The organism is Streptomyces sp. NPDC048295 (genome assembly GCF_040652135.1).
In the GTDB taxonomy this organism is placed as follows: domain Bacteria; phylum Actinomycetota; class Actinomycetes; order Streptomycetales; family Streptomycetaceae; genus Streptomyces.
Genome location: NZ_JBEZLL010000021.1, coordinates 120,591 through 142,517, shown reverse-complemented (window position 1 = coordinate 142,517; position 21,927 = coordinate 120,591). Strand labels below are relative to the sequence as shown.

At 69.3% G+C, this 21,927-nt stretch carries 11 protein-coding genes and 1 pseudogene; 6 read left to right on the top strand and 6 right to left on the bottom strand.

What is annotated here, in order from left to right:
* The coding region (locus AB0D53_RS28080) for a hypothetical protein (protein ID WP_362451533.1) at positions 1–389 on the bottom strand (389 nt) is incomplete at its 3' end.
* 43 nt (positions 390–432) lie between these two features.
* Between AB0D53_RS28080 and AB0D53_RS28075 the strand changes: the two genes are divergently transcribed.
* From AB0D53_RS28075 to AB0D53_RS28055, 5 genes are all read left to right on the top strand, one after another.
* Positions 433–8,670: a hypothetical protein gene (locus tag AB0D53_RS28075; protein WP_362451531.1), complete on the top strand. Its 8,238-nt coding sequence runs from the start codon at positions 433–435 to the stop codon at positions 8,668–8,670.
* Positions 8,671–8,735: 65 nt separating this feature from the next.
* Entirely contained in the window at positions 8,736–9,362 is a 627-nt protein-coding gene (locus AB0D53_RS28070; RefSeq protein WP_362451529.1) for a type VII secretion system-associated protein, read from the top strand.
* Entirely contained in the window at positions 9,359–10,837 is a 1,479-nt protein-coding gene (locus AB0D53_RS28065) for a hypothetical protein (protein WP_362451527.1), read from the top strand. The genes AB0D53_RS28070 and AB0D53_RS28065 overlap by 4 nt, the downstream gene beginning before the upstream one ends.
* Positions 10,838–10,969: 132 nt before the next feature.
* Entirely contained in the window at positions 10,970–12,418 is a 1,449-nt protein-coding gene (argG, locus tag AB0D53_RS28060; RefSeq protein WP_362451524.1) for an argininosuccinate synthase, read from the top strand.
* Between the two features lie 225 nt (positions 12,419–12,643).
* Positions 12,644–14,014 carry an alkaline phosphatase gene (locus AB0D53_RS28055; RefSeq protein ID WP_362451522.1) on the top strand — a complete coding sequence of 457 codons (1,371 nt, stop codon included), beginning with the start codon at positions 12,644–12,646 and terminating at the stop codon, positions 14,012–14,014.
* A 434-nt stretch (positions 14,015–14,448) separates the two neighbouring features.
* Here the strand turns inward: AB0D53_RS28055 and AB0D53_RS28050 are convergent, their stop codons facing one another.
* The 5 genes and pseudogenes from AB0D53_RS28050 to AB0D53_RS28030 form a co-directional block, all read right to left on the bottom strand.
* Positions 14,449–15,348, bottom strand: coding sequence for a geranyl diphosphate 2-C-methyltransferase (locus AB0D53_RS28050; protein WP_362451520.1), 900 nt, complete (start codon positions 15,346–15,348; stop codon positions 14,449–14,451).
* A gap of 4 nt (positions 15,349–15,352) precedes the next feature.
* Entirely contained in the window at positions 15,353–16,654 is a 1,302-nt protein-coding gene (locus AB0D53_RS28045) for a family 2 encapsulin nanocompartment cargo protein terpene cyclase (RefSeq protein WP_362451517.1), read from the bottom strand.
* 104 nt (positions 16,655–16,758) lie between these two features.
* Positions 16,759–18,171, bottom strand: a complete 1,413-nt coding sequence (locus AB0D53_RS28040) for a family 2B encapsulin nanocompartment shell protein (protein ID WP_362451513.1) — start codon at positions 18,169–18,171, stop codon at positions 16,759–16,761.
* Between the two features lie 664 nt (positions 18,172–18,835).
* Positions 18,836–18,976: pseudogene (locus tag AB0D53_RS28035) on the bottom strand (peptidase C39 family protein); the annotation flags it as partial.
* Between the two features lie 729 nt (positions 18,977–19,705).
* Positions 19,706–21,289 carry a NaeI family type II restriction endonuclease gene (locus AB0D53_RS28030; protein ID WP_362451510.1) on the bottom strand — a complete coding sequence of 528 codons (1,584 nt, stop codon included), beginning with the start codon at positions 21,287–21,289 and terminating at the stop codon, positions 19,706–19,708.
* A 120-nt stretch (positions 21,290–21,409) separates the two neighbouring features.
* Here AB0D53_RS28030 and AB0D53_RS28025 point away from each other — a divergent pair, with 120 nt between their 5' ends.
* Positions 21,410–21,673: a hypothetical protein gene (locus tag AB0D53_RS28025; RefSeq protein WP_362451508.1), complete on the top strand. Its 264-nt coding sequence runs from the start codon at positions 21,410–21,412 to the stop codon at positions 21,671–21,673.
* Positions 21,674–21,927: the final 254 nt, after the last annotated feature.

Sequence of the window (21,927 nt, the reverse complement as noted above, 5' to 3'; positions counted from 1 at the left end):
TTCAGCCTCGGCCTCTTCGGCGACACCACCACCACACCGAAAACCGACGACGAATCCGACATCGACATCAGCCTCGGCCTCTTCGGCGACACCACCACCACACCGAAAACCGACGACGAATCCGACATCGACATCAGCCTCGGCCTCTTCGGCGACACCACCGAAGCGGTGTCGGAGATCTCCCCGGCCGTCGATACAGCCACTGTCAGTTCCACCACGCCGCCTCCCCGGCTCTTGCTCAGGTCCGCCCGCTCGGCCGATGACCACACGGTCGACTCGGACGAAATCGTCCGGCAGACGGTCACGAACGACACATCCGAGTCGTCGGTCCTCGCCTCGTACACGCAGGCGGACTGGGCGCCGCGAAGTGGACGTTTCAGCACCGTCATCGCCTCCACGACCTTCCAGGACCACCATCACCAGGAATCGTCCATGTACCGCCGGCAGCGCCGACTGCCCTGGGGTGGCCAGAAGGTGTCCTTCTTCGCGGCGCACGGCACTCCCACACGGGTGACGCTGACGCGGGAGGACGGGACGACCGTGGTGATCAGCGGCCGGGAGCTCGGTCGCTACCTGGAGCACTCCGCCGACCTCGGTCCCAAGGACCGCCCCATCGTGCTGTACGCCTGCTCCACCGGCGCCTCGCCCACGCACGGCGGGCTGTCCGTCGCCCAGCACGTCGCCAATGTGACGGGTCGGCCGGTGTACGCACCCACCACGACGGCGGGTACGGCGATCGGCTCCGATCAGCAGATACGCCCGGTGCTCTTCCGGGACAGCGACGAAAATCCCGGTCACTGGATCTCCTACACTCCCGAGCCGTCCGGCGCCGAACTCACCGCGCTCGCCCGCACAGCCGGCCTGCACCCTCCGGCGGACACCACGAACGCCTCGGACGCGGCGGGCGTCGGGAGCTCCACCGGAGCCACGTCCTCCGAGGACTCCCCCGACGTCTGGGCCACGATGCGCACGCTCCAGCTGGTGCGCACCCTTCGCGGCACCTTCGGCACGCAGATCGCACAGTCCCCCGACCACGACTCGTTGCTGGCGGCACTCGGCGCACTGGACAAGGAGCGATTCGGCGGTGACGACGGCGTCTGGGGTCCGTACCGTGACGGGCGGATGACACCCGATCTGCTGCGCCGCATCACCGAAGGACTGTCGGGGACCGACACCCCCGGCCTGGACCGGTACTCCGCTCTGTTCGACCGGGTCGGCGAGACATCCGCCGAGACCGGACCGGCCGCCGCCGAGCGGCAGGACGACCTCCGCTCCGCCTCCCACGACATCACGCAGGACGCGCTCGACCCGCACCAGGTACAACAAGAATCACAACAGGAGAACCAGCCGCTGGGACCGCCGTCCACCACACAGACCGTCGCCTCCACCGAAGTGGTCCAGCTCGTCGTGGCCAGGCTCGCCGAACAGCGCCCGGCCACCGTCGACAACCAGATGGTGGTGGCACCACGCGAGGGCGCGGTCCAACAGTTCCCGGGCGGCCTGAGCCTTCCCACGTACATCACCGGAGACGGCACGAACGCCGGTTCGGCCTTCACCTACGGTGAGAGCCAGGTGATCCAGCGCGGTGTCGACAACGTGCTCACCCACATAGCCACGTCGGCACTTCCCGTCCCCGCCAGACGCACCGGGGCCGTCGGGAACAACCCGCTCGGCGAACTGGAGCAGGCCCTGAAGCAGACGCCCCACCTGTTCCACGGGGACGGCTGGCTCTCCGCCCCGTTCAAGGACACCACCGGGCGCGTCCGCCAGCTGCGGGTCTCCCAGCGCCCGCAGGCCCCCTGGTCGATGATCACCAACGAGAAGGGCGCGCCGATCACGCTGGACCCGGTCAAGGTGGACCAGATCCATCGCAGCCAGATCACCTCCGGGAAGTCCGAAACGGCCAGTTCTTCACGGCAGTTCGGCGTCTCGGTCCCGCTCGGCCCACCGATCGGCCCGGCGAACATGTTCGGGCGGGTGGGCCTCACCCTGGGCTTCACGAAGTCCGTCGACTTCAACCTCCAGGACCAGACCCTGAGCCAGGTCGAGAGCCGTCACTCCGACGAATCGCATCTGTACCTGGGCGATGTGATGTACACCGTCGAGCTGACGGACCCGGCGCCCGAGAAGCACGGGAAGCTGAAAAGGATCACCGAGCGGTTCAACCTGGCGGGAACCCGACCCGCGGTACAGACCCAGGACGGGCCGGCCTCCAGGATCACGTTCGGTGTGAAGGACGGACTGCTGCTGCGTCTCGCGGACAATCTGACCGCCGAACACAACCGTGAGCACGCGCCTCATGAGATGACGCTCGACGAGCACAGTGACTACCGCACGGTGCACACCGAGGGATACGGCTCGGTCGCGGAGATCCACGCATGGGCGGTGGGCAACGCCGAAGCCGTCGTCGGATCGGCGATGCACGCGGAGATCACCCGGTTCTTCAGCTCGGAGAACTTCATCCGGACCGCGGACCGGATGGCGCACGGTCCGGTCGCCGGCCAACCCCTGTTCACGGATTCCGGCGAACCCGCCGGAGTCTTCGTCGTGGACAAGATCGTGCCGGGCAGGGCCACCCATCTCTCGGGAACGAACGCGGCCGAACTGCGGAACGCGATTCAGCGGGTCATCAAGAACGACCGCAGTACGTCCACCGCGTACAGCCAGGACCTCCAGTTCACCGTCGGCCCCAGCTTCTCCCTCGACGAGTACGCGACGAGCCCGGTCCGGCCGCGCGTGCAGGTGGCGGGCTTCACGCAGTTCGGCAACCGCTCCACCCGGACCACCGGTTTCGGCGGTTCGGGCAGCCGCAAGATCGTCGGACGTGCCAAGAAGGTCCGCACCGAGCTGTACCTCGTGGAGAAGGAGATCCACGTCCGCAGGTCCGGGGGGAAAGGCAGCCGGACGTTCACCGTGCGGACCCTCGACCGGATGACCCGCGCGGAGGCGCGCCGCCTCGCCGGATGGGACGACGGCTCGACCCTGCGTACCCGCTCGGCCCAGCTCTCGGCCGGCAGTGCCTCCGTGGCCGGGGGGAGCAACAGCAACAGCGGCGTCATCACGTCCGTGACTCCCCACACGGGCGAACCGCTGCCTCCGGTCTATCTGCCCGAGGACCACCCGACACTGCTCGGCATGACGAGGCTGGAGGCGTTCCTCCCCAACAACGGCAACGGCAACGGCAACGGCAACAACGACCGCGATGGCGCGAACAACGAGGACAACGAGGAGGACTCCGTCCAGGGCGCGTCCACGGCGGCCGCACCCCCGCCCCCCGCCTCGTTCCTCACCGAGCTGACGAACAGTGTGATCGCGGCCGTCGCCGAACAGCACCCCGGTCTCGTCGCGCCGCTCGCCGACTTCACAGATCCTGCGGACAGGACGAAGGGGTGGCGGGGCAGGAACCACTTCAACGCCGCACTGCAGAACACCCTGAGTGTCATGGACGCCCTCAGCCATCACAGCGTGGCGGGACAACTGGAGTCCTTCGCCGCCGACGGGCTGCGTATCCGGCTGGTCGACATCACCGGAACCAAGCGGAAGTACCGCTGGATCCAGGTCAAGGGCGACCTGACCGGACGCCGCTACGAGGGCACACGCAACGAGCTGATCCTTCGAAGCAGCACACCCGGCACTCAGCGGCTGGACAGCTCCGGCACGGTCTCCCACACCAGGGAGTTCGGGATCGACATCGGAGTGTCGGCGCGCGAGACCAACGCCGACTCCTTCAAGCAGCCGATCAACAGCGGTGTGCTCACCCCGGCGGGCCGGTTCGCCTGGCAGAAAGCCCGGAAGACCGGCTCCGGTGCCACGGTGTCGTACGAACCCCTGCACGCCACGTCGGGCCCGTCCCATGTGTTCAGCTACCAGCTGTCGGTAACCGTCACCAGCGGTGGGTACTGGCGGTTCCGCGAACCGCTGCGGTTCCTCGGCGTGCTCGGTACAGGGCTCTCCGTCGGGCGCAATGCGGAGATCGACCTCATCGGCGGCACGGCACGCCGTCCGGCGGTGACCGGGCGGGTCCTGCTCGACGTTCCCGATGAGCACATTCCGCCGAACCCGCAACAGAACCAGGAACCGGGCCAGGAACAGCAACAGACGCAGAACCCGAGTCGTCCCGCCCCCGTCCCCACCCTCCTGAGCACCAAGGAGGTCCACGATCTGCTGGACGGCGACACGGACGACAGGGCGGAAACGAACGAGAACACGAACAGTGGCGCGGACATCGACGCCGACGCCGACGCCGAGGTCCACGAACTCACCGAACTTCCCGCCCCTTTGACTCCGTTCAGCGATCTGCCCCACCAGGTCATCGCAGTCGCCGGCAGCTCCGAGCTGAGCCGGGCTGTCGAGACGGCCCTCAAGGACGGCTCCGGCAACACCTGGCAGTTCAGCCTGTACGGAGCCGCCCCGCACGATGCGGTGATGCGTCAGTTCCAGCCTCAGGTCCTCGCATCGTTCCTGGACCAGTCGGTCACCCGCGCGGGCATGCGCATGGTCGAGCTGTTCGGCGCCGGACCGTACGTCAATCGGATCGGCCGACTCGTCCACCGGGCCTCGTTCCGGAATCCGGTCGTGCAGTCGAAACCCGTCTCGGTGGAGACCGAGCTGACGCTCGGCGCCGAGACCCAGGTCACCCATGCGAAGACATCGGTCACGGTGGCCAAGCTGAACTTCGGATTCGCCTACGCACGCAGCCACGACCAGGGGCCTTCACTGGTCGGTACGTACGGACTGGTCCTGAACGGGACGTGGACCAAGGGCAGCACCGCGACGGTGACGAACACGGTCTCGGTGGAGAACGACCGGGACGACGAGAACCTCAAGTACCTGGTCACCGCAGACATCCAGCACGAGGTCGGCTTCACGACAAAGGCCAACGGGCTGGCCGGCTCCCTGCGCACACTGCTGCCGATACTGAACTCGCACTACGCGGGATTCAAGCTGAACGTGCCCGGAGGATGGCTCGGCCACATCCCGGAGAAGGCCGCACACCGTCTCGGGCTCGTCGGCCAGGGACTTCCTCCTGTCCCCCTCTACAAGGAGGACTCCTGGTCACCCGCGCCCTGGCTGAAGGACACACCGTTCGGTTCGTTCCCGGTCAACTCCCTGGACTCCTCACGGGCCGCGCGGGACTTCGCCGAACTCCTCAAGTCGCAGGGGGTCGACGACGCCGGGCGGGACCACATCCTGGACCTGGTGTCGCCGCGCGCACTGCTCGCCCTCCGGCAGCAGATGGCCGCCGCCCGGAACGGGGTCACAGCGGTGACCCGCACCGCCTGGACCAAACTCGGCCAGGTGTCCATCGGCTCGCAGCGCGCCACGGTGCGCATCGAACTCACGCAGGAGAAGACCGAGTTCGACGGGATCGATCACAGCGTCACGTTCCAGGAGACGTTGGGCATGACCGAGACCGTGGAAGTGAACGGCGTCAAGGCCGTCACCACGACGACCGGCTTCTCGGTCACCGAGGCCGTGCGGACCCAGAACACCGCTGCCCCCACCGCCGGGCCGAGCCTTTCCGATTCGCTCGCCGTCACCCAGCAGAAGACGGTCACCACGTCGGCGAGCCGTATGAAGAACTACACGTTCTACCCCAACGAGCCGTTCGCCGACTTCCTCACCACGTACCGGCTCCGCATGGTGCTGGTGAGCTCCGACGGAACGGAGCTCACGTCGGGGGACTTCCCGATCGGCACACTGCGGGAGCAGCTGCCGCTCAGCCTGGCCATGCCGGACATGAACGACGACGCCGTGCAGCACAACGCCTCGTCCTCGACCCAGCAGAACACCTCGGTCTCGCAGCAGGAGATCACCGTCGAGGTGACAGAGCCGCTGGAGAACACCGACAGCAATCCGCTGGAGGAGCAGAACCCGGCTCCCAGGGTCACACTCCGGCGGCCGGGGCAGCTCACGACCGAAGACATCGAGAACTGGCGGCGAGAAGGCGGGACGGAGGTGTTCACCATGCCCTCCAACGGCTTCATGCCCCGCCGGATCACCGGCACCGACACGGCGCTGGACGCCGCGCACCTGGCCATGGCCAAGGCGTTCAACACCAAGCTCCCGCACCTGCCCAAGTCCACCGGCCCCGTGGAGCTCACCGGCCCTCGGCTGACGGAGGCCGCGGCCAAGGCCCGGAGGTCGGGCCTCGCCCCCCAGGGACTGGCCTCGGGGCAGGCCCTGGCCGACGGGCTCTCGAGCACCCAGACGTCGGCCTTCTTCGCCAACACCGCGACGTCCAACGGCTATCTGGCGACCACGATGCACGATGCCGGTATCGCTCTGGACACCCAGGGCAGCTACCGGCTCTTCTCCCGTCCCCGGCTGAATCAGGCGGTACTGCTGAGCGTGGCCGCGGATGCCACGATGGAGAGCCCCGAGCGGCAGTCGGCGAGTTCGGACGTCTCCATCACGGAGACGGGCGGGCAGAGTACGACCCTCGGAGCGTCCGTCGGCACATCCGTACCGTCGGTCGGGAGCGTCTCGCCCGCGCCCACGGGCAGCGGGGGGAACACCGGCGAGTCCGGGACCCTCAAGATCGCCTCGGCCGACGGCACCCAGCAGAACATCAAGCCCAAGACGGGCCGGGCCCTGCTCTTCTCGATTCCCACGGACTGGCTGGGCGAGGCGACGATCGCCCACGGCAAGCTCGCCAGTGTCTTCGTCCAGGGAAACAGGTCGCAGGTCGTCGAGTACCGGACCAATGTCATGGCCTGGGTACGGGAGGACGTGGCCCGCGAACTCGGACTGATCGACGACACGACCTTTCCTGCCGACGTCACCGCGGCCTGGACATCGGTGGCCGCGGCGAGCAAGGCATGGGTGGACGCGGACAAGGCCTACTGGACGGTCCGGCGCGCGGCCACCGAGTCGACGGGGGACGATCAGGCCGCAGCCGAGCGGCTGGAACGGATGGAGCAGCTGGCCGCCCGCTCGCGCGACGCGATGCGGGAGTTCCGCCGGGTGCGCGCGGCGACGGATCGCCTCACCCAGTGGTTCCACCGCACACCGCGCCGCGGCCCCCAGCCTCCCCCGGTGGAGTTCACGGCCCCCGTGTCGCCGAGCCCGAAGACTCCCAAGTTCACCGTCCCGGACACGGCACAGGACTCCTCCGACGCCGTGCAGACGCTCGTCTCCCCGGACGGTGACACGTACACGCTTCAGGACGTGCCCAAGGACGGCGACGCCTTCTTCCACGCGCTCGGGGCAGGGCTGCGGCACACCGGCACACCCTTGTCGGTCCCGGCCGACAACTCCGGGAACACCGCGACGTCCCCCGCCGGGCTGCTGGGACGGATGACGGACACCCTGACGAACGACTCCGGCGATCTGCTGGACTTCGCTACCCCGGACCTCCTCGACACATTCGACCCGCAGGAGCTGGACGGCGGCGGCCCCACGTTCACCGAAGGGTCCCCCGAGGCCCGTGAGTTCGCGGACCCCTCACGCACCCTGCCGCTGTACGCGCGACTGTCCCCCGACGAGCGCAGAGCACTCGCGCTGGCGCAGCTGCGGCGCCCCGGCGGCTCCCCCGACGACACCGGCTGGGACCACGGGGCCGCGGACCTGCTGCCCGCACTCGCCGCCCGGACCTTCGGCGTCAGGGTGACCGTCGTCCGGGACGACGGCACGTTCCAGGATTTCGATCCCGGTACCGCCGACGAGCCCACGCGTCGTGTCGTGCTGTACCTGAAGGACCGCCACTACCAGGCGGCACTGTCCCCTGTGCTCACGGAGTCCGATTCGGACACGGAGGACGACAGCTCAGGAGAGAGCAGCTCAAGGGACGAAGACCAACAGAGCGACCAACACGACAACCAGCACGACGACCGACAGAGCAACCAGCACGACGACCAACAGGACAACCAGCACAACAGCACAGACTTGTCGTTGACCGAGACCACCACGGACGACGACAGCGACGCGTCGGAGTCCGACTACCTCGCGGACGTCGAGTCGAGCGCCCCGTCACACACACAGCAGGACACACCCCGGTCACCGGCACCCCACCCCGTCGTCGAGCCCACCGCCGACGACGTGGAGGAGGACCCTTCGGAGACGGACTACTACGCGGACAGCGAGTCGGGCACACCGCTGCGGGCGCGGCGGCGCACGCCCCGACGGTACGGGTCCAGGCCGGTCGTCGAACCGGACACGAATCGCGACCGGAACCCTTCGGAGACGGGCTACTACGCGGACAGCGAGTCGAGCACCCCACCACGAACACGGCAGCACACGCCTCGGCGGTCCCCCTCCCCGTCCGTGGTCGAGCCCGCCGTGGGCGAGGCACCGGCACCGCCGCCTCCCCCCACGGCCACCAACCACGCCGACAACGCCGGAGGGGACTCGGACGGCTCCTCCCCCGACGTCCTCGCCCGTGTCCTCGACGACCACGGGGTGCGGGACATCGTCGTACGGCAGGTGAACCTGCGCCCGCTCAACGATCCGCTCAAATCCGCGATGGCCTCGCTGGACCTCGCACCCCAGGGGCTGTCCATGCGTGCCCTGGAGCTGACCGACATGCAGATGCTGAGGGTGCTCGCGCACCACCGCCATCTGTCCCCGGAGGCAGTACGGGAACTGCTCAAGCACCCGCCGTACGCGGCGATCCTCCAGCACGACGACGAGGTTGCTCCGGCGTCGGCACCCATCACCACGACGTCATGACGGATACGAACCGAGGCACACACATGCAGCACACCGACGGGCCGGCAGGTCAGGAACTTCCGCCCGTGCCCGACCACATCCGCGAGGCCGCGCGGGAGGCGCCGGACCACTGGATCGGCGTCGTCGACCCCGCCTGGACGGACGATGCCGCCCCACCGCCCTGGGCCGTGGCCGGGGAGTGGCGGTCCGGGCTCGACGGCGAGGTCGTGGAGTGGCAGCCCAACGACGACTACCGGCCGTCCCCGATCGCCCTGGGCTGGCCCGAGCCGACCGATCCGGTCGACGCCGCCGTGCAGCTGGCCGTCACCGGGTACGGCCCGCTGAGCCATGCCGTCGAGGCGCTGGCAGGCGCGGAGGCTGCGGTGCTCCGGGCGCCGGACGGAGGCCCGTTGACAGTCGCCGGTGCCGACGGTTCACCTGCGATCCCGCTCTTCACCGCCGTGCCCCACCAGCCGTTCGAGGGCGCCCTGGCTCACGACACGGTCGCCGTCGCCGATCTGGTGCGGGGCCTCTCCACGGACCAGGTCCGCCTCTCGGTCAACCCGGCAGGCCCGGCACGCATCCTGCTGGACGCACGTCAGGTACTCGACGCCGTCCGGCCCACCGTCTCCCCACCTGCCACCGGTTCCACCGGTTCCACCGGTTCGCCCCACCAGCTCCCCACCAGTCCCGTCACCCAGAGGACCCCATGACCACGTCCAGGAACGAAGAAACCCCGGCCGTCTCCGAGCCGGAGCCCCGCACCACCTCGGAGGCCGCCACGGGCGAGACCTCGGTACGGACCGCTCGCGCGGCATCCGCCGGGGGCAGTGGCACGACGGGGGCGGCGGAGCCGTCCACCGCTCCGGAGAAGACAGCCGGAGCGGCGCCGGAGACGCCCGCCGAGACGCCCGCCGAGACGTCGGGCGAGGCATCCGGCGAGGCGTCCGGCGAGGCGTCTTCCACGGAGGAGGAGAGCGCCGCGCCCCTGCCCGCGGGAGCGGAGACGCGAAGCTCCGAGGCGGCGGCGCAACCCGGGCGGAAGAACGCACAGGAAGAAGAGACGGAGAGCGGGGCCGCGGCCGCCACCGCCGAGGGCGGGGCCGCGACCTCCGAGGCGGAGACGGAGGCGGAAGCCACCGCGACCATGACCGCCACCACCACGGCCGACGCTCCCGAGAAGACGGGGCGTCCGAACAAGGCGCTCCTCGCGGGCGCCGCCATCGCCGGTGTCCTGCTGGTGACGGTCCCCTTCCTGGTGCATGTCGGCGGTGGCAACGACGGCAAGCGCTCGGCGGGCGGCGGCGAGGCCCCGGGCACCATGCTGGGTTCCGGCAAGGGGGACATACCCGGCGCGTTCGCTTCCGCGGCGCCCTCCCCGCGCAAGGTCGACGGCAAGCAGGTTCCGGGCGGCAAGAACGGCGAGAACGCCAAGGACGGCGGCCCGTCCGCCGACGGCGCCCACGGCTCCGGCCCGCTCAACGAGGGCGGCGGCTCCACGGGCGGGACCACCGCGGACGGCGACGGCACCGCGCGGAAGGCCGGTGACGGCACGAAGTCCACGGCCGGGAAGACCACTGCCGGGAAGACCACGACGAACAAGACCGGCACGGGCGGCGCGGCGGGCGGTTCGGGCTCCGGCACAGAGAAGTCCACCCCGCAGTCGACCGTGGTCTACACCGGCGTCGCCGGTCCCGGCTGCGCCACTCCCGCCGGTGGCGGCTACCAGCAGGACGGCTACTTCACCGACGGCAGCGCCGGCTGGTACACCCGGTCGTCCGGCGGCGCGGCGGGCAACGGCTGCAACGGCAGCTATGTCTCCGTCCCCATGTCCGGGGACACCGGTGTCGACGCGAAGAGCCGCGTCAAGTGGTGGTGGAAGCCCGGCACCCAGGCTCGCACCTGCCAGATCTCGGTATACATCCCGAACAGCAACACCTCGCTGTACGTGGGCGGGCACCCCACCAAGTACCACGTGCTGGTGAACGCCAACGACCGTTCGACCATGTACAGCAGCTTCACGATCAACCAGGTCGCCCACCGCGGCCAGTGGGTCGACGCGGGCACCTTCGCACTGAAGGGCTCCACGATCGGGGTGAAGATGCTCGACCGCGGCGACGACTGGTCCACGGGGTGGGAGAAGGCGCACCACGCCGCCGCCCAGATAAAGGCGACCTGCCGCTCCTGACGATCCGCCGCCCGGGGCGGCGTGTCGCTTCGAGCGGTGAACCAGGTCGGGCCGGCCCGGACAGTGGCCGGCCCGACGTGGTTCACGACGCACCATGTTGCATGACCATGCGAAACCATGCATAATCTTGCCATGTCCAAAGTCCTCACCTCCCTCCCCACCGGCGAGCGCGTCGGCATCGCCTTCTCCGGCGGGCTCGACACCTCCGTAGCCGTCGCCTGGATGCGCGACAAGGGCGCCGTCCCCTGCACGTACACCGCCGACATCGGCCAGTACGACGAGCCCGACATCGCGTCCGTGCCCGGCCGTGCCTCCGCGTACGGCGCCGAGATCACCCGGCTCGTCGACTGCCGTGCCGCGCTGGTCGAGGAAGGGCTGGCGGCGCTCGCCTGCGGCGCGTTCCACATCAGGTCGGGCGGGCGCCCGTACTTCAACACCACGCCGCTGGGACGTGCCGTGACCGGCACGCTGCTGGTGCGGGCCATGCTCGAGGACGGGGTGCAGATCTGGGGCGACGGCTCCACGTTCAAGGGCAACGACATCGAGCGGTTCTACCGGTACGGGCTGCTCGCCAACCCCCACCTGCGGATCTACAAGCCGTGGCTGGACGCGGACTTCGTCACGGAGCTCGGCGGCCGCAAGGAGATGTCCGAGTGGCTGCTCGCGCACGGGCTGCCCTACCGGGACTCGACGGAGAAGGCGTACTCCACGGACGCCAACATCTGGGGCGCCACGCACGAGGCCAAGACCCTGGAGCACCTGGACACCGGCGTCGAGACGGTCGACCCGATCATGGGCGTGCGGTTCTGGGACCCGTCGGTGGAGATCGCCACGGAGGACGTGACGATCGGCTTCGACCAGGGCCGCCCGGTCACCGTCAACGGCAAGGAGTTCGCCTCCCCCGTCGACCTCGTGATGGAGGCCAACGCGATCGGCGGCCGCCACGGTCTCGGCATGTCCGACCAGATCGAGAACCGGATCATCGAGGCCAAGAGCCGCGGCATCTACGAGGCGCCCGGCATGGCGCTGCTGCACATCGCCTACGAGCGCCTGGTCAACGCGATCCACAACGAGGACACCCTGGCCGCGTACCACAACGAGGGCCGGCGGCTCGGCCGGCTGATGTACGAGGGCCGCTGGCTGGACCCGCAGGCGCTGATGATCCGTGAGTCGCTCCAGCGCTGGGTCGGCGCGGCCGTCACCGGTGAGGTGACGCTGCGGCTGCGGCGCGGCGAGGACTACTCGGTCCTCGACACCACGGGCCCGGCGTTCAGCTACCACCCGGACAAGCTCTCCATGGAGCGCACCGAGGACTCGGCGTTCGGCCCGGTGGACCGGATCGGCCAGCTCACCATGCGGAACCTGGACATCGCCGACTCGCGTGCGCGGCTGGAGCAGTACGCGGGCCTCGGTCTGGTCGGCACGGGCCACCCGACGCCGATCGGCGCCGCACAGGCCGCCTCGACCGGCCTGATCGGCGCGATGGACCAGGGCGGCGCCCAGGCGATCGCCTCGCGCGGCGAGGCCACGGACGAGGAGACGATGCTGGACCGCGCCGCGATGGAGTCCGGCACGGACTGACACCGGCCACCGGTCGCACGCACCGGGCAGCGGGCCCCGGCGGATTCGGTTCCGCCGGGGCCCGCCGCCGTGCGGGGGAACCCACGGCCGCGGGACGGACCGGCGGGCCTCTCATGCCATGTTCCGGCAGGCCGGAAGCGGCTTCGACGTCACCGGTGGTTCACCCCCCGCTGATGAGGTGATCGTCGTCGGTGCTTCCCGGCCGACCGGATCAAGGAGATTTCCATGCCCAGACAGCGCCTGTCCCGCAGTCACCTGACAGCCACCGGTGCGGTCCTCGTCGCCGCCACCGCCGCCGTGGCCCTCACGGCGTCGGCCGGTGCGTACGGCCCCCAGGATCACGCCGACGACGCCATCAAGGGCGGCAAGGCGAAGAACGTCATCCTGCTCATCGGCGACGGCATGGGCGACTCGGAGATCACCCTCGCCCGCGATTACACCGTGGGGGCGGCGGGCCGCCTGAACATGGACAGGTTCCCGCTGACCGGCGCGTACACGACGTACGCGGTACACGCCGACGGCACGCCCGACTACGTCACCGACTCCGCGGCCAGCGGCACCGGCTGGGCCACCGGCGTGAAGACCGTCAACGGGCGGATCTCCAAGACGCCGGGCACCGACAAGGCCGTGCCGACCATTCTGGAACTGGCGCAGAAGGGCGGTTACGCGACCGGCTCGGTGACCACCGCCGAGCTGACCGACGCCACCCCGGCCGTTCTCGCCTCGCACACCACCGACCGCTCCTGCCAGGGCCCCGCCGACATGGCCAAGTGCCCCACCGACACCATCGCCAAGGGCGGCCCCGGCTCCATCGCCGAGCAGAGCGTCGACCACAAGGTCGATGTGCTCCTCGGCGGCGGCAAGCAGCGCTTCGACCAGAAGGTGACCGAGGGCAGGTACAAGGGCCTGACGGTCACCGAGCAGGCGCGGAAGCTGGGTTACCAGGTCGTCACCGACAACGCCTCCCTGAAGGCGGTCAAGGGCGGAAAGCCGGTGCTCGGCCTGTTCGCCCCCGGCAACGTCGCCACCGAGTGGACGGGCAAGGCCGCCGCGGTCGGCGGGACCGACCCGCAGCGCTGCGTCACCTCCAACCCGAACCGGCCCGCCGGCACCCCGAACCTCGCCGACCAGACCGCCAAGGCCATCCAGCTCCTGGAGGAGAAGCAGAAGCGGAACCACAGCAAGAAGGGCTTCTTCCTCCAGGTCGAGGGCGCCTCGATCGACAAGCAGGACCACGCGGCCGACCCGTGCGGCCAGATCGGCGAGACGGCGGCGTTCGACCGTGCGGTGAAGACGGCCCGCGCGTACGCGGCCAAGCACCCCGACACCCTCGTGGTCACCACCGCCGACCACGGCCACAGCAGCCAGATCGTGCCCCTGGAGGCCCAGCCCCCCGGCCTGACCTCCACGCTCGTCACCGACGAGGGCCAGCAGATCAAGGTCAACTACTCGACCAACACGCCCGGCCAGTCGCAGGAGCACACCGGCACCGAGGTCCGGATCGCGGCGCAGGGCCCGCAGGCCTACCGGGTCCTGGGCGTCACCGACCAGACCGACCTGTTCACCACGATCCGCGAGGCGCTCCGGCTGCGCTGACCGCCCCGGAAACCGTCCCCGGCCCCGTCGGCCCGTGCAGCCTGCCGACGGGGCCGCGCCGTGACCGGTGCGGGCGGGCCACCCGGTACGGCCGCGGCGCCCCGCTCCGGTTCGCATCGGGCCCGGCAGCCCGAGGGCCCGGCGCCGGTCCGCCGTCGGCGTGGCCGTGCCGGAACCGGATGGTCACACGGAACAGGGCACCGGTGAGCAGCGCCCTCGGGCATCGCGGCCTCGGACATCGCGACCGAGGGCTGTTCCGCTGCGGGATTTACGCAGGTGCGAGAGGCTCGGTCGCCGCCGTCGATCCTCGTGGTTCACGGAAGCTGGGCAACCCCGACGGGGGTTCCCCTCCGCAGGCCGAAACCTTGCGGAGGGGAACCCTTGTGGACCCCCGGTGCCAGGGCGTCCGGACCCCGGGCCCGGCCGACAGGAGGTCAGACGCGGTCGGCTGCGATGAGGAGGTACTGGAAGGACCCGTCCTTGTAGGAGTTGATGAACGCGTCCTCGATTCCTGTGACCAGCGATGACGTGGCCCGCAGCTCCCAGTAGGGCAGGGTGTCGGGGGTGAGGTCGATGACGGCCTGCGGCACGAGGCGATTGTCGGCCATGGCGCGCAGGTACTCCCGGCGCGAGTGGATGTTGCACTCGAAGTGTGCGTTGATCTGCGAGACCCACTTCGAGGGCTGGCCGTACCGCGGGTTCCAGCAGCCGGTGACGGTCACGTAGCGACCGCCGACCGACAGGACGCGGGAGTGTTCGGCGAAGAGGTCGTGCAGATCGACGTACATGCTCGACTCGTTGTTCCACGAAGCCGCGGCCGACCCGGTCTCGAAGGGCGTGGCGAGCATGTTGCAGACGCGGGCGCGGACGTGGTCCTCGAAGCCGAGTTCACGGGCACGTCCATTGGCGAAGTCGGCCTGCTTGGCCGACAGTGTGACGCCTTCGACCGTGCATCCGAAGCGCTGGTGCGCCATCACCATCGTGCCGCCGCGGCCGCAGCCCGCGTCCACCAGGGTGTCGTCACGCCCGATCTCGCCGAGCTGTCCCAGCAGGAACTCGGCCTGCGCCGACTCCAGTCGGTGGAGCTCGGTGATCAGCTTCTTCTCCCGCTCGCTGTCCTCGGGGTCGCCGAGTGCGGTGTGGTCGACCTCACCGATGCCGTAGTGGTGGTGGTAGAGACCGTCGACAGCGCCGAGACGCAGGTTCACGGGCCTGGCCTCCCCGTCCCAGTAGCGGGCGATGTCCCCCTGGTAGGGCGTCGCCGGGTGGGGGATGCGCGGGGAGGTGACGGTGGCGGTGGCGGTGAGCTCGGTGTTGGGCACAGGTGAATCCATTCTCTTACCAGAAATCGGGCAGGCTGTAGCGATAGGTATTGGACTGGTGCCAGTGGTGGTTGCCGTCGACCCAGGCGGCCACGCCCCGCAGGAAGCGCTGCACGTTCGGGGCGGGGCAGGCGGCGGCCAGGGCCGCGGCCTCGGTCTCGAAGTCGTGCATGAGGTCGTTGTGGACCTCGATCGACTTCAGATAGGCATCCCGGTCGGAGAGACCCTCACGCTCGGCGATCACGACGGGCAGGTTCAGGTGCTGCCCGGGAGAGTCGAGTTCCTTGGTGTACGAGTACAGGTCGTTCACGATGGTCGTCGCGTTTCCCGCGAGAGCGATGACCTTCTGCATGGCGGCCTGGGCGTGCAGGTCCGCCGGCAGTTCGTAGCCGCCGACGGTGTCGGTGATGGTGGGGCAGGGGCGGAAGTTGTTGAACTGGCGCATGGCCAGGTACTCCCACACCTCAGGGACATGGTCGAGCTGGGCCCAGGCCGCTTCGGCGAGGTACCCCATGTGCAACCGGGCCATGTCGTGCCGCAGCCGGTCCGCCTGGGAGGCGCCGGCCGCGCGGACGAAGTACTCCATGGCGGAGCGGTAGGCACGCCGAGGCGCGTCCGCGTGGAGCGACTTCGCCCACTGCGGTTGGTATTCCTCCGTGGTGTACAGGGGGTCGAGTGCGGTGTGCGCCAGCAGAAGGCGCTCACCGAGGCCGACGGGCGAGCCCCCGTGGTCCTCGCAGTAACAGTCGTCCACCGCGTTCTCTGCCACCATCAGGCGCGTGGCGAGCATCAGGTGGTCGACGGTGGGCGCGTCCGGATGGCAGCCGACCATGTAGCGGCCCACGGAGAAGCCGTCGAACTCCTCCTCCCAGTCCTCGGGAAACAGAGCGACCTCGTCCAGCGCCCAGGACTTGATCCTCCGGCTGACCTCCTCGACCCGCACCGGGTCGGGCTCGGGCACCGGGTGGTAGTAGAGGCCCGGGACCGGCACGCCTTCTGTCGTTCCTGCCGACGGGGCCGAGGGCGTCGGCGGCTCCTCCCGCGGGACCAGGCGCAGGCCCGCCGTGCCCAGACCGCTGGGGCCGCGCAGGACCCGTTCCAGGTCGGCGGTCGGTGTCGGCGCCCCGGCCGCCGGCTCCCCGAGCGGAGGCGCGAAGGGCGCGGACGGGGCGGGCAGGGAAGGTGCGTAGGGCGGACCGCCGACGGCGGCCCCGATATCGCAGGCGCGGGCCGCTGCGGCAGCCAGTACGTGCGCCCCGAAGCGGGAAGCGGCCTCGGGCAGGCTCGACTGCGGCGGTGGCAGCTCAGGCACGGGCATCCATGGCTCCTCGATGGGTGGGCGGCTGTCCCGGAGCCCTCGGGCACGCGCGACCTCCCCGGCGGGTCCGGGGTGTCGCACACATGCCTTTCGGGCCGGGGCCGTTACTTCGGCCAGCGGGCGATCTGCACGTTCTCCAGCACGCCGACCGCGTCCGGCACGAGGATCGCGGCGGAGTAGTAGGTGCTGACGAGGTAGGAGATGATCGCCTTCTCGTCGATGCCCATGAAGCGGACCGACAGACCCGGTTCGTACTCGTCCGGCAGCCCGGTCTGGTGCAGTCCGACGACGCCCTGGTTGTCCTCGCCGGTACGCATGACGAGGATCGAGCTGGTCTTCTCCGGCGTGACGGGGATCTTGTTGCACGGGAGGATCGGGACCCCGCGCCAGGCCGGGACCTGCTGGCCCCCGAGATCGGCGTGGTCGGGATAGATCCCGCGCGAGTTGAACTCACGCCCGATCGCCGCGATCGTCCGGGGGTGCGCGAGGAAGAACTTGGAACCGCGGCGTCGGCAGAGCAGTTCGTCCAGGTCGTCCGGGGTCGGCGGGCCGGAGTGCGTCTGGATGCGCTGCTTGAAGTCGGCGTTGTGGAGCAGGCCGAACTCCCGGTTGTTGATCAGCTCGTGCTCCTGGCGCTCGCGCAACGCCTCGATCGTGAGCCGGAGTTGCTCCTTGGTCTGGTTCATCGGCTCGTTGTAGAGGTCGGCGACCCTCGTGTGGACCCGCAGAACGGTCTGGGCGACCGAGAGTTCGTACTCGCGCGGATGCAGTTCGTAGTCGACGAACGCGCCGGGCAGCTCGTGCTCTCCGACATGGCCGGCCGACATCGCGATCTCCGCCTCGCCGCGATGGTTCTGCCGCCGGTTGGAAAGCGACGAGAACTCTTCGAGATGGGCCCGCAGGCCCGGCGCCGTGGACAGCACTGCCGCGAAGTCGGCGCGTGACAACGTGAGCAGCGTGCCCGAGGTCTCGGCGGTGACGGTGCGCTCCCACCGGGCGTCCTCGTCCAGGAGGGTGTCCTCCCCGAACCGGTCGCCGTCGGCGAGTACCTCCAGAGCGACCTCGTCGCCGTAGTTGCCGACGGAGGTCTGGTTGACCCGGCCGTGGGCGATCAGGTGGAGCTTGTCCGCGGGCGTCCCGCGCTCGACCAGCGTCTCGCCCGCCCGGAAGTCGTGCTGGATGCAGCGGCCGGCGAGTGCGGTCAGCACCTCCACGTCGTCGAAGCCGCGCAGCAGGGCGAGTTCACCGAGCTCACGAGGGATCACCCTGACCTGGGCGCCGTCCTGGACGAACTCCACAGTCCCGTCGCCGACGGTGTAGGACAGGCGGCGGTTCACCCGGTAGGCACCGCCCCGGGCCTCCACCCAGGGGAGCATCCGCAGCAGCCAGCGGGAGGTGATCTCCTGCATCTGCGGGGCCGATTTGGTCGTGGTGGCGAGGTTGCGGGCAGCGGCCGTGCCCAGGCTGGATTGCCGGGGCGGTTCCGGTCGGGCTTCCGGGCTCGAGTCAACAGTCATCGGACGAGCGCTCCTTGGGGAGGGCGGTGACACGCGTATGCGGACGTCATCGGGCAACAGCTGAGGAAAGGTGTATGCGGACGGGAATCCGTCCAGATCCAGGGGAACCCTAGTTGTCACTTCGCCGCCCGGAGCAAGGAAAGCCGGTGACATTAACTCGATACGATGATCGTGTCTGCACGATGTTTGCCCGGGTGGCGATGTGATTCGGCCGCAATCTGCGGCGCATCCCGGCCAGCAGCCGCTCCGGCCTCGGCGACGCGGCATCCGGCGGTCCCTCGCGACCGCGGCCCCGAGGCGGCCGGCAACAGCCCGGTCCCGGCCCGCCACCCCTGTGATCTCCCGGAAATGCGGCCGCGGCCCCGATGGCCCGGCGCCTCCGGGCTGAGCCTCAGCCCGTGACATCGCCCCGCCGTACCCAGGTCTCCAGCGAGAATCGTGGGATCGGGCTGTCGGCAGGCTCCGGCCACCCGAGTAAAGTGCGCACGCCTCGCGGCCCTGATGGACCACCGCGGCCTCGACGAGCGGCCCGTCCGTCCGCGAAGTGCCCCGCCGACTCGGACACCGCTCGTTCCGGGTCATGGTGGACGTGTACGGCCGCCTCACCCGGGACGGCCGGGAACGCGGCGTCAGGTGGGTGAGGCGGCCGTGGCGCCGCGTCTGGTCACATCAGGTCGAACGACCTCAGGACCCGGCGCTGCTCCGCCGTCGGCCTGGCGGGCCAGTAGAGGTAGCAGACCCCGCCCGTACCGCTTCTGACCTTGCCGTTCGCGTCGTAGCGCTTGGTGCGGAGCCAGATGTTCTCCAAATGGGAGGGCGCCGCTTACCACGCGGCGCCCTCCTGCACAAACATGCAGGTCAGAGGCACGGACCGCGCGAGGCAAATCGAGCGCAGACGCGCTGGTGCTGACCTGGTGCTGACTTCCGCTGGCGTCCGTTCCGGTCCGTTCGGGTGCGTCGTGCTGGATCGGTGCTGACTCCGGGACCCTCGTCGCCCGGCAGACCTCCACCCGCTTGGTGCGGCCGCGATTCCTCACTACCGTCCTCGCGAGCAGCCAGAGCAAGCGTAGAGGAATTGTTTGTGAGTGAGCCGATGTGGGACGTCAAGGCGCTTGCCACCTACCTCGGGAAGCCGACTTCCTGGGTGTATGACAACCATCTCAAGGAAGGAATGCCGAGCTTCCGGGTAGGCCAACAGCTTCGGTTCTCACCTACGGAGATTCGCCAATGGATGGAAGAGCGATGCCGAGTGGCCGCATGAACGTGAAGTACAAGGAGACGGCGCGCGGCGGTCTCGCGGTGAACATCATCGAGTGCTGAGGTTCTGGGCCCTGACCAGCGCATTTACGTCTTTCAGCGCTGTCAGGGCCTTCCCTGCTTACCTGGCGGAAAGTCCCTGAGATCTCCCTGGGACAGACGTGAAAGTCCCTGAAAAGTCCCTGGGATGTCCCTGCGTTCGGGGGCGTCAGCCGGGGCCGCCGCAGCTGATCGGACACGACAGAACCGCTTGCGTAGGACCTGCGAGTGGAGTCTGTCAGTGGCCGGGAAGGGGACTCACCTCGTCATCCGGCTTCGCCAGTCTCCACCACGTACCGGACAGGACGACCGACCGACCTGTGCCGCGTTCTTCCTGGGTGGCCAGCGCCAGACGAACGCTGACCCACGTCCCCTTCTCCGGGACCGGCAGCCCCAAGGCCCTGGCGATCTCAGGATCGGAGTTGCGGTGGTTCAGGACGAGGATGCCCTCGGCGGCCAGGATCCTCCGGGCATCCCGCGCCCTCTTCGCCGCATCCCGCTGCCTCGCGACCGTGGCGAGGACCGGAAGGGTCACCGACTGGCGCTGCGCCGCGCGGAACAGTTCGTTCACGCGCCCCTGGCCAGTCGTCTGGGCAAGAATCGCCTGCAAGTCGGCGGCAGGGAGTCGGTTCAGGACGTTCACCGGCAGGCGGCTGTCCTTGTGGATCCATTCGATCGCCTCGTGTCCCGCACGGCTCAGATTCCGCTTGCCGTCCTTGTTGGCGCCAGAGCGCAGCAGCTCCTCGGTCGCCCTCACCACTCCGAGGCTCCACAACCCCCTGCGGTGGTCGAGGTGGACCAGCATGCACACACGGCCCTGGGCTTCCCTCGGGATGGTCCAGGTCGAACTGGACGTCACCTTGAGTTCCACATCAACCCCGGCGATCCTGAAGTCGAGCGGTCCGCGGGTGTCGAACCGGAAGTCGTGCCGCATCAGGTTCTCGATGAGCTGCCCAGCCATCGCCTTCTCCGACTGGGTGAGCTCCTCCCAGCGGAACCGTCCGGTGAGCTCCCCGTCGAGCAGTCTCTCCGTGGCGTGCTCCAGCACGGCCGTCATTCGACGTCCGGAGGGGTCGAGACCCAGCAGCTCATCCCTCACCATCGCCACTTCGTCCACACCGTGAGTGACGCTGGGGATCGACTCCGTGCCCTGCCATTGCTCCGCCTTCCTGCCAGGAGTCGGGTTCGTACCAACTGCGGCAAGCTTCCGCTCCAAGCCGGTGATCCGCTGCGTCGCCTCCTGGACGAACCTCAGCGCCGCGTCCCGCTCGCCCGTGACGGCCAGCAGACCTCGCCGCAGTTCGGCGATCTCCTCTTCGCGTGAGCTCGAGTGGGCGTCGAGCTTCGCCTCCGCCTGTTTCTTGGCCTGGAGGGCAAGGTCAAGGGCCGCCTGGGTGTCCAGCAACTGTTCTTGCACATGAACGAGTTTCGCCAGGTGAGCAGACCAGTCCTTGCCATCGCCCTGCCCTTGGTCAGCCTCGGCCCGGCCTGGCTGCTCCCACGCCTTCTTCAGCAGCGCATGGGCCCTCCTGTGGGCCTTCGCCGCCTCGATCGGGTCCGGGACGCATATCTCGATGAGGGCCTTGACCAAACCTTGACGGTTCCTGAGGCCCTTACCCCTCAGGACCCTGTGCAGCGTCGACGGAGCCGGCTTCGGCTTGTCGCCCACCATGTCGGGCAGCTGGAGGTGTATCCGCTCCACCGACAGTCCGGCGGCATCCCGAAGACCGCGCAGGAACAGGACGAGCAGGTCCTCTGCGTCGTTCGCTCCGTAGGGAAGACCAGGCGGCCGCCCATCCTTCCCCCTCAGGCGAGCTGACATCAGCGTCCGTTCTCTCGGCAATTTTGATGTTCTCTCAGATAGAACGGAGAGAACACTACCGGTGCTGCCACGGGGGCCACAGTCTGGCCTCGTCACGTACGTCACCAGAGGAGAGCCGTCATGCCCCAGCGCACCCCTTCCACCCGTCGCTCCGTGTACGACCTGGTGGCCCTCGTGACCGTGCTGGCGACGGGCGTGGCCCTCGTGGCTCTCGGCGTCGCACCCGAGTCGCTCGCTGCGGTGACCATCGCGCTGGCGGGCCTCTACTCCGCATGGCGCACAGGACCGGGTGGCCGAGGTGCGGAACGGGAGCCCGAGCCGACGACACGTGACGGCCAGGACCCGGAAGTCGAAGCGGTCAGGCGAGAGCGGGGCCACTCGTAGTCCGCCCCTGCGGCGGAGGTCGGCAGCCCCGTTCACGGTCGAAGGGGACGGGGCACCGATCGCTCCGAGCAGGAGCTCATCGGCGCGTTCGATCGATTCAGGCAAGAGATCGAACCGTTCAAGACAGACTTGACCAATTTGGGTTAGCAGCTTGTGACTTCGTTCCACCTGAGCCCATGCTGCTCAGGTTCGGAGAAGCAGAAGATGTCCGGCCATGGCGTCGTGCCGTGGCGGCTTCTGACTCGCGGACCTTG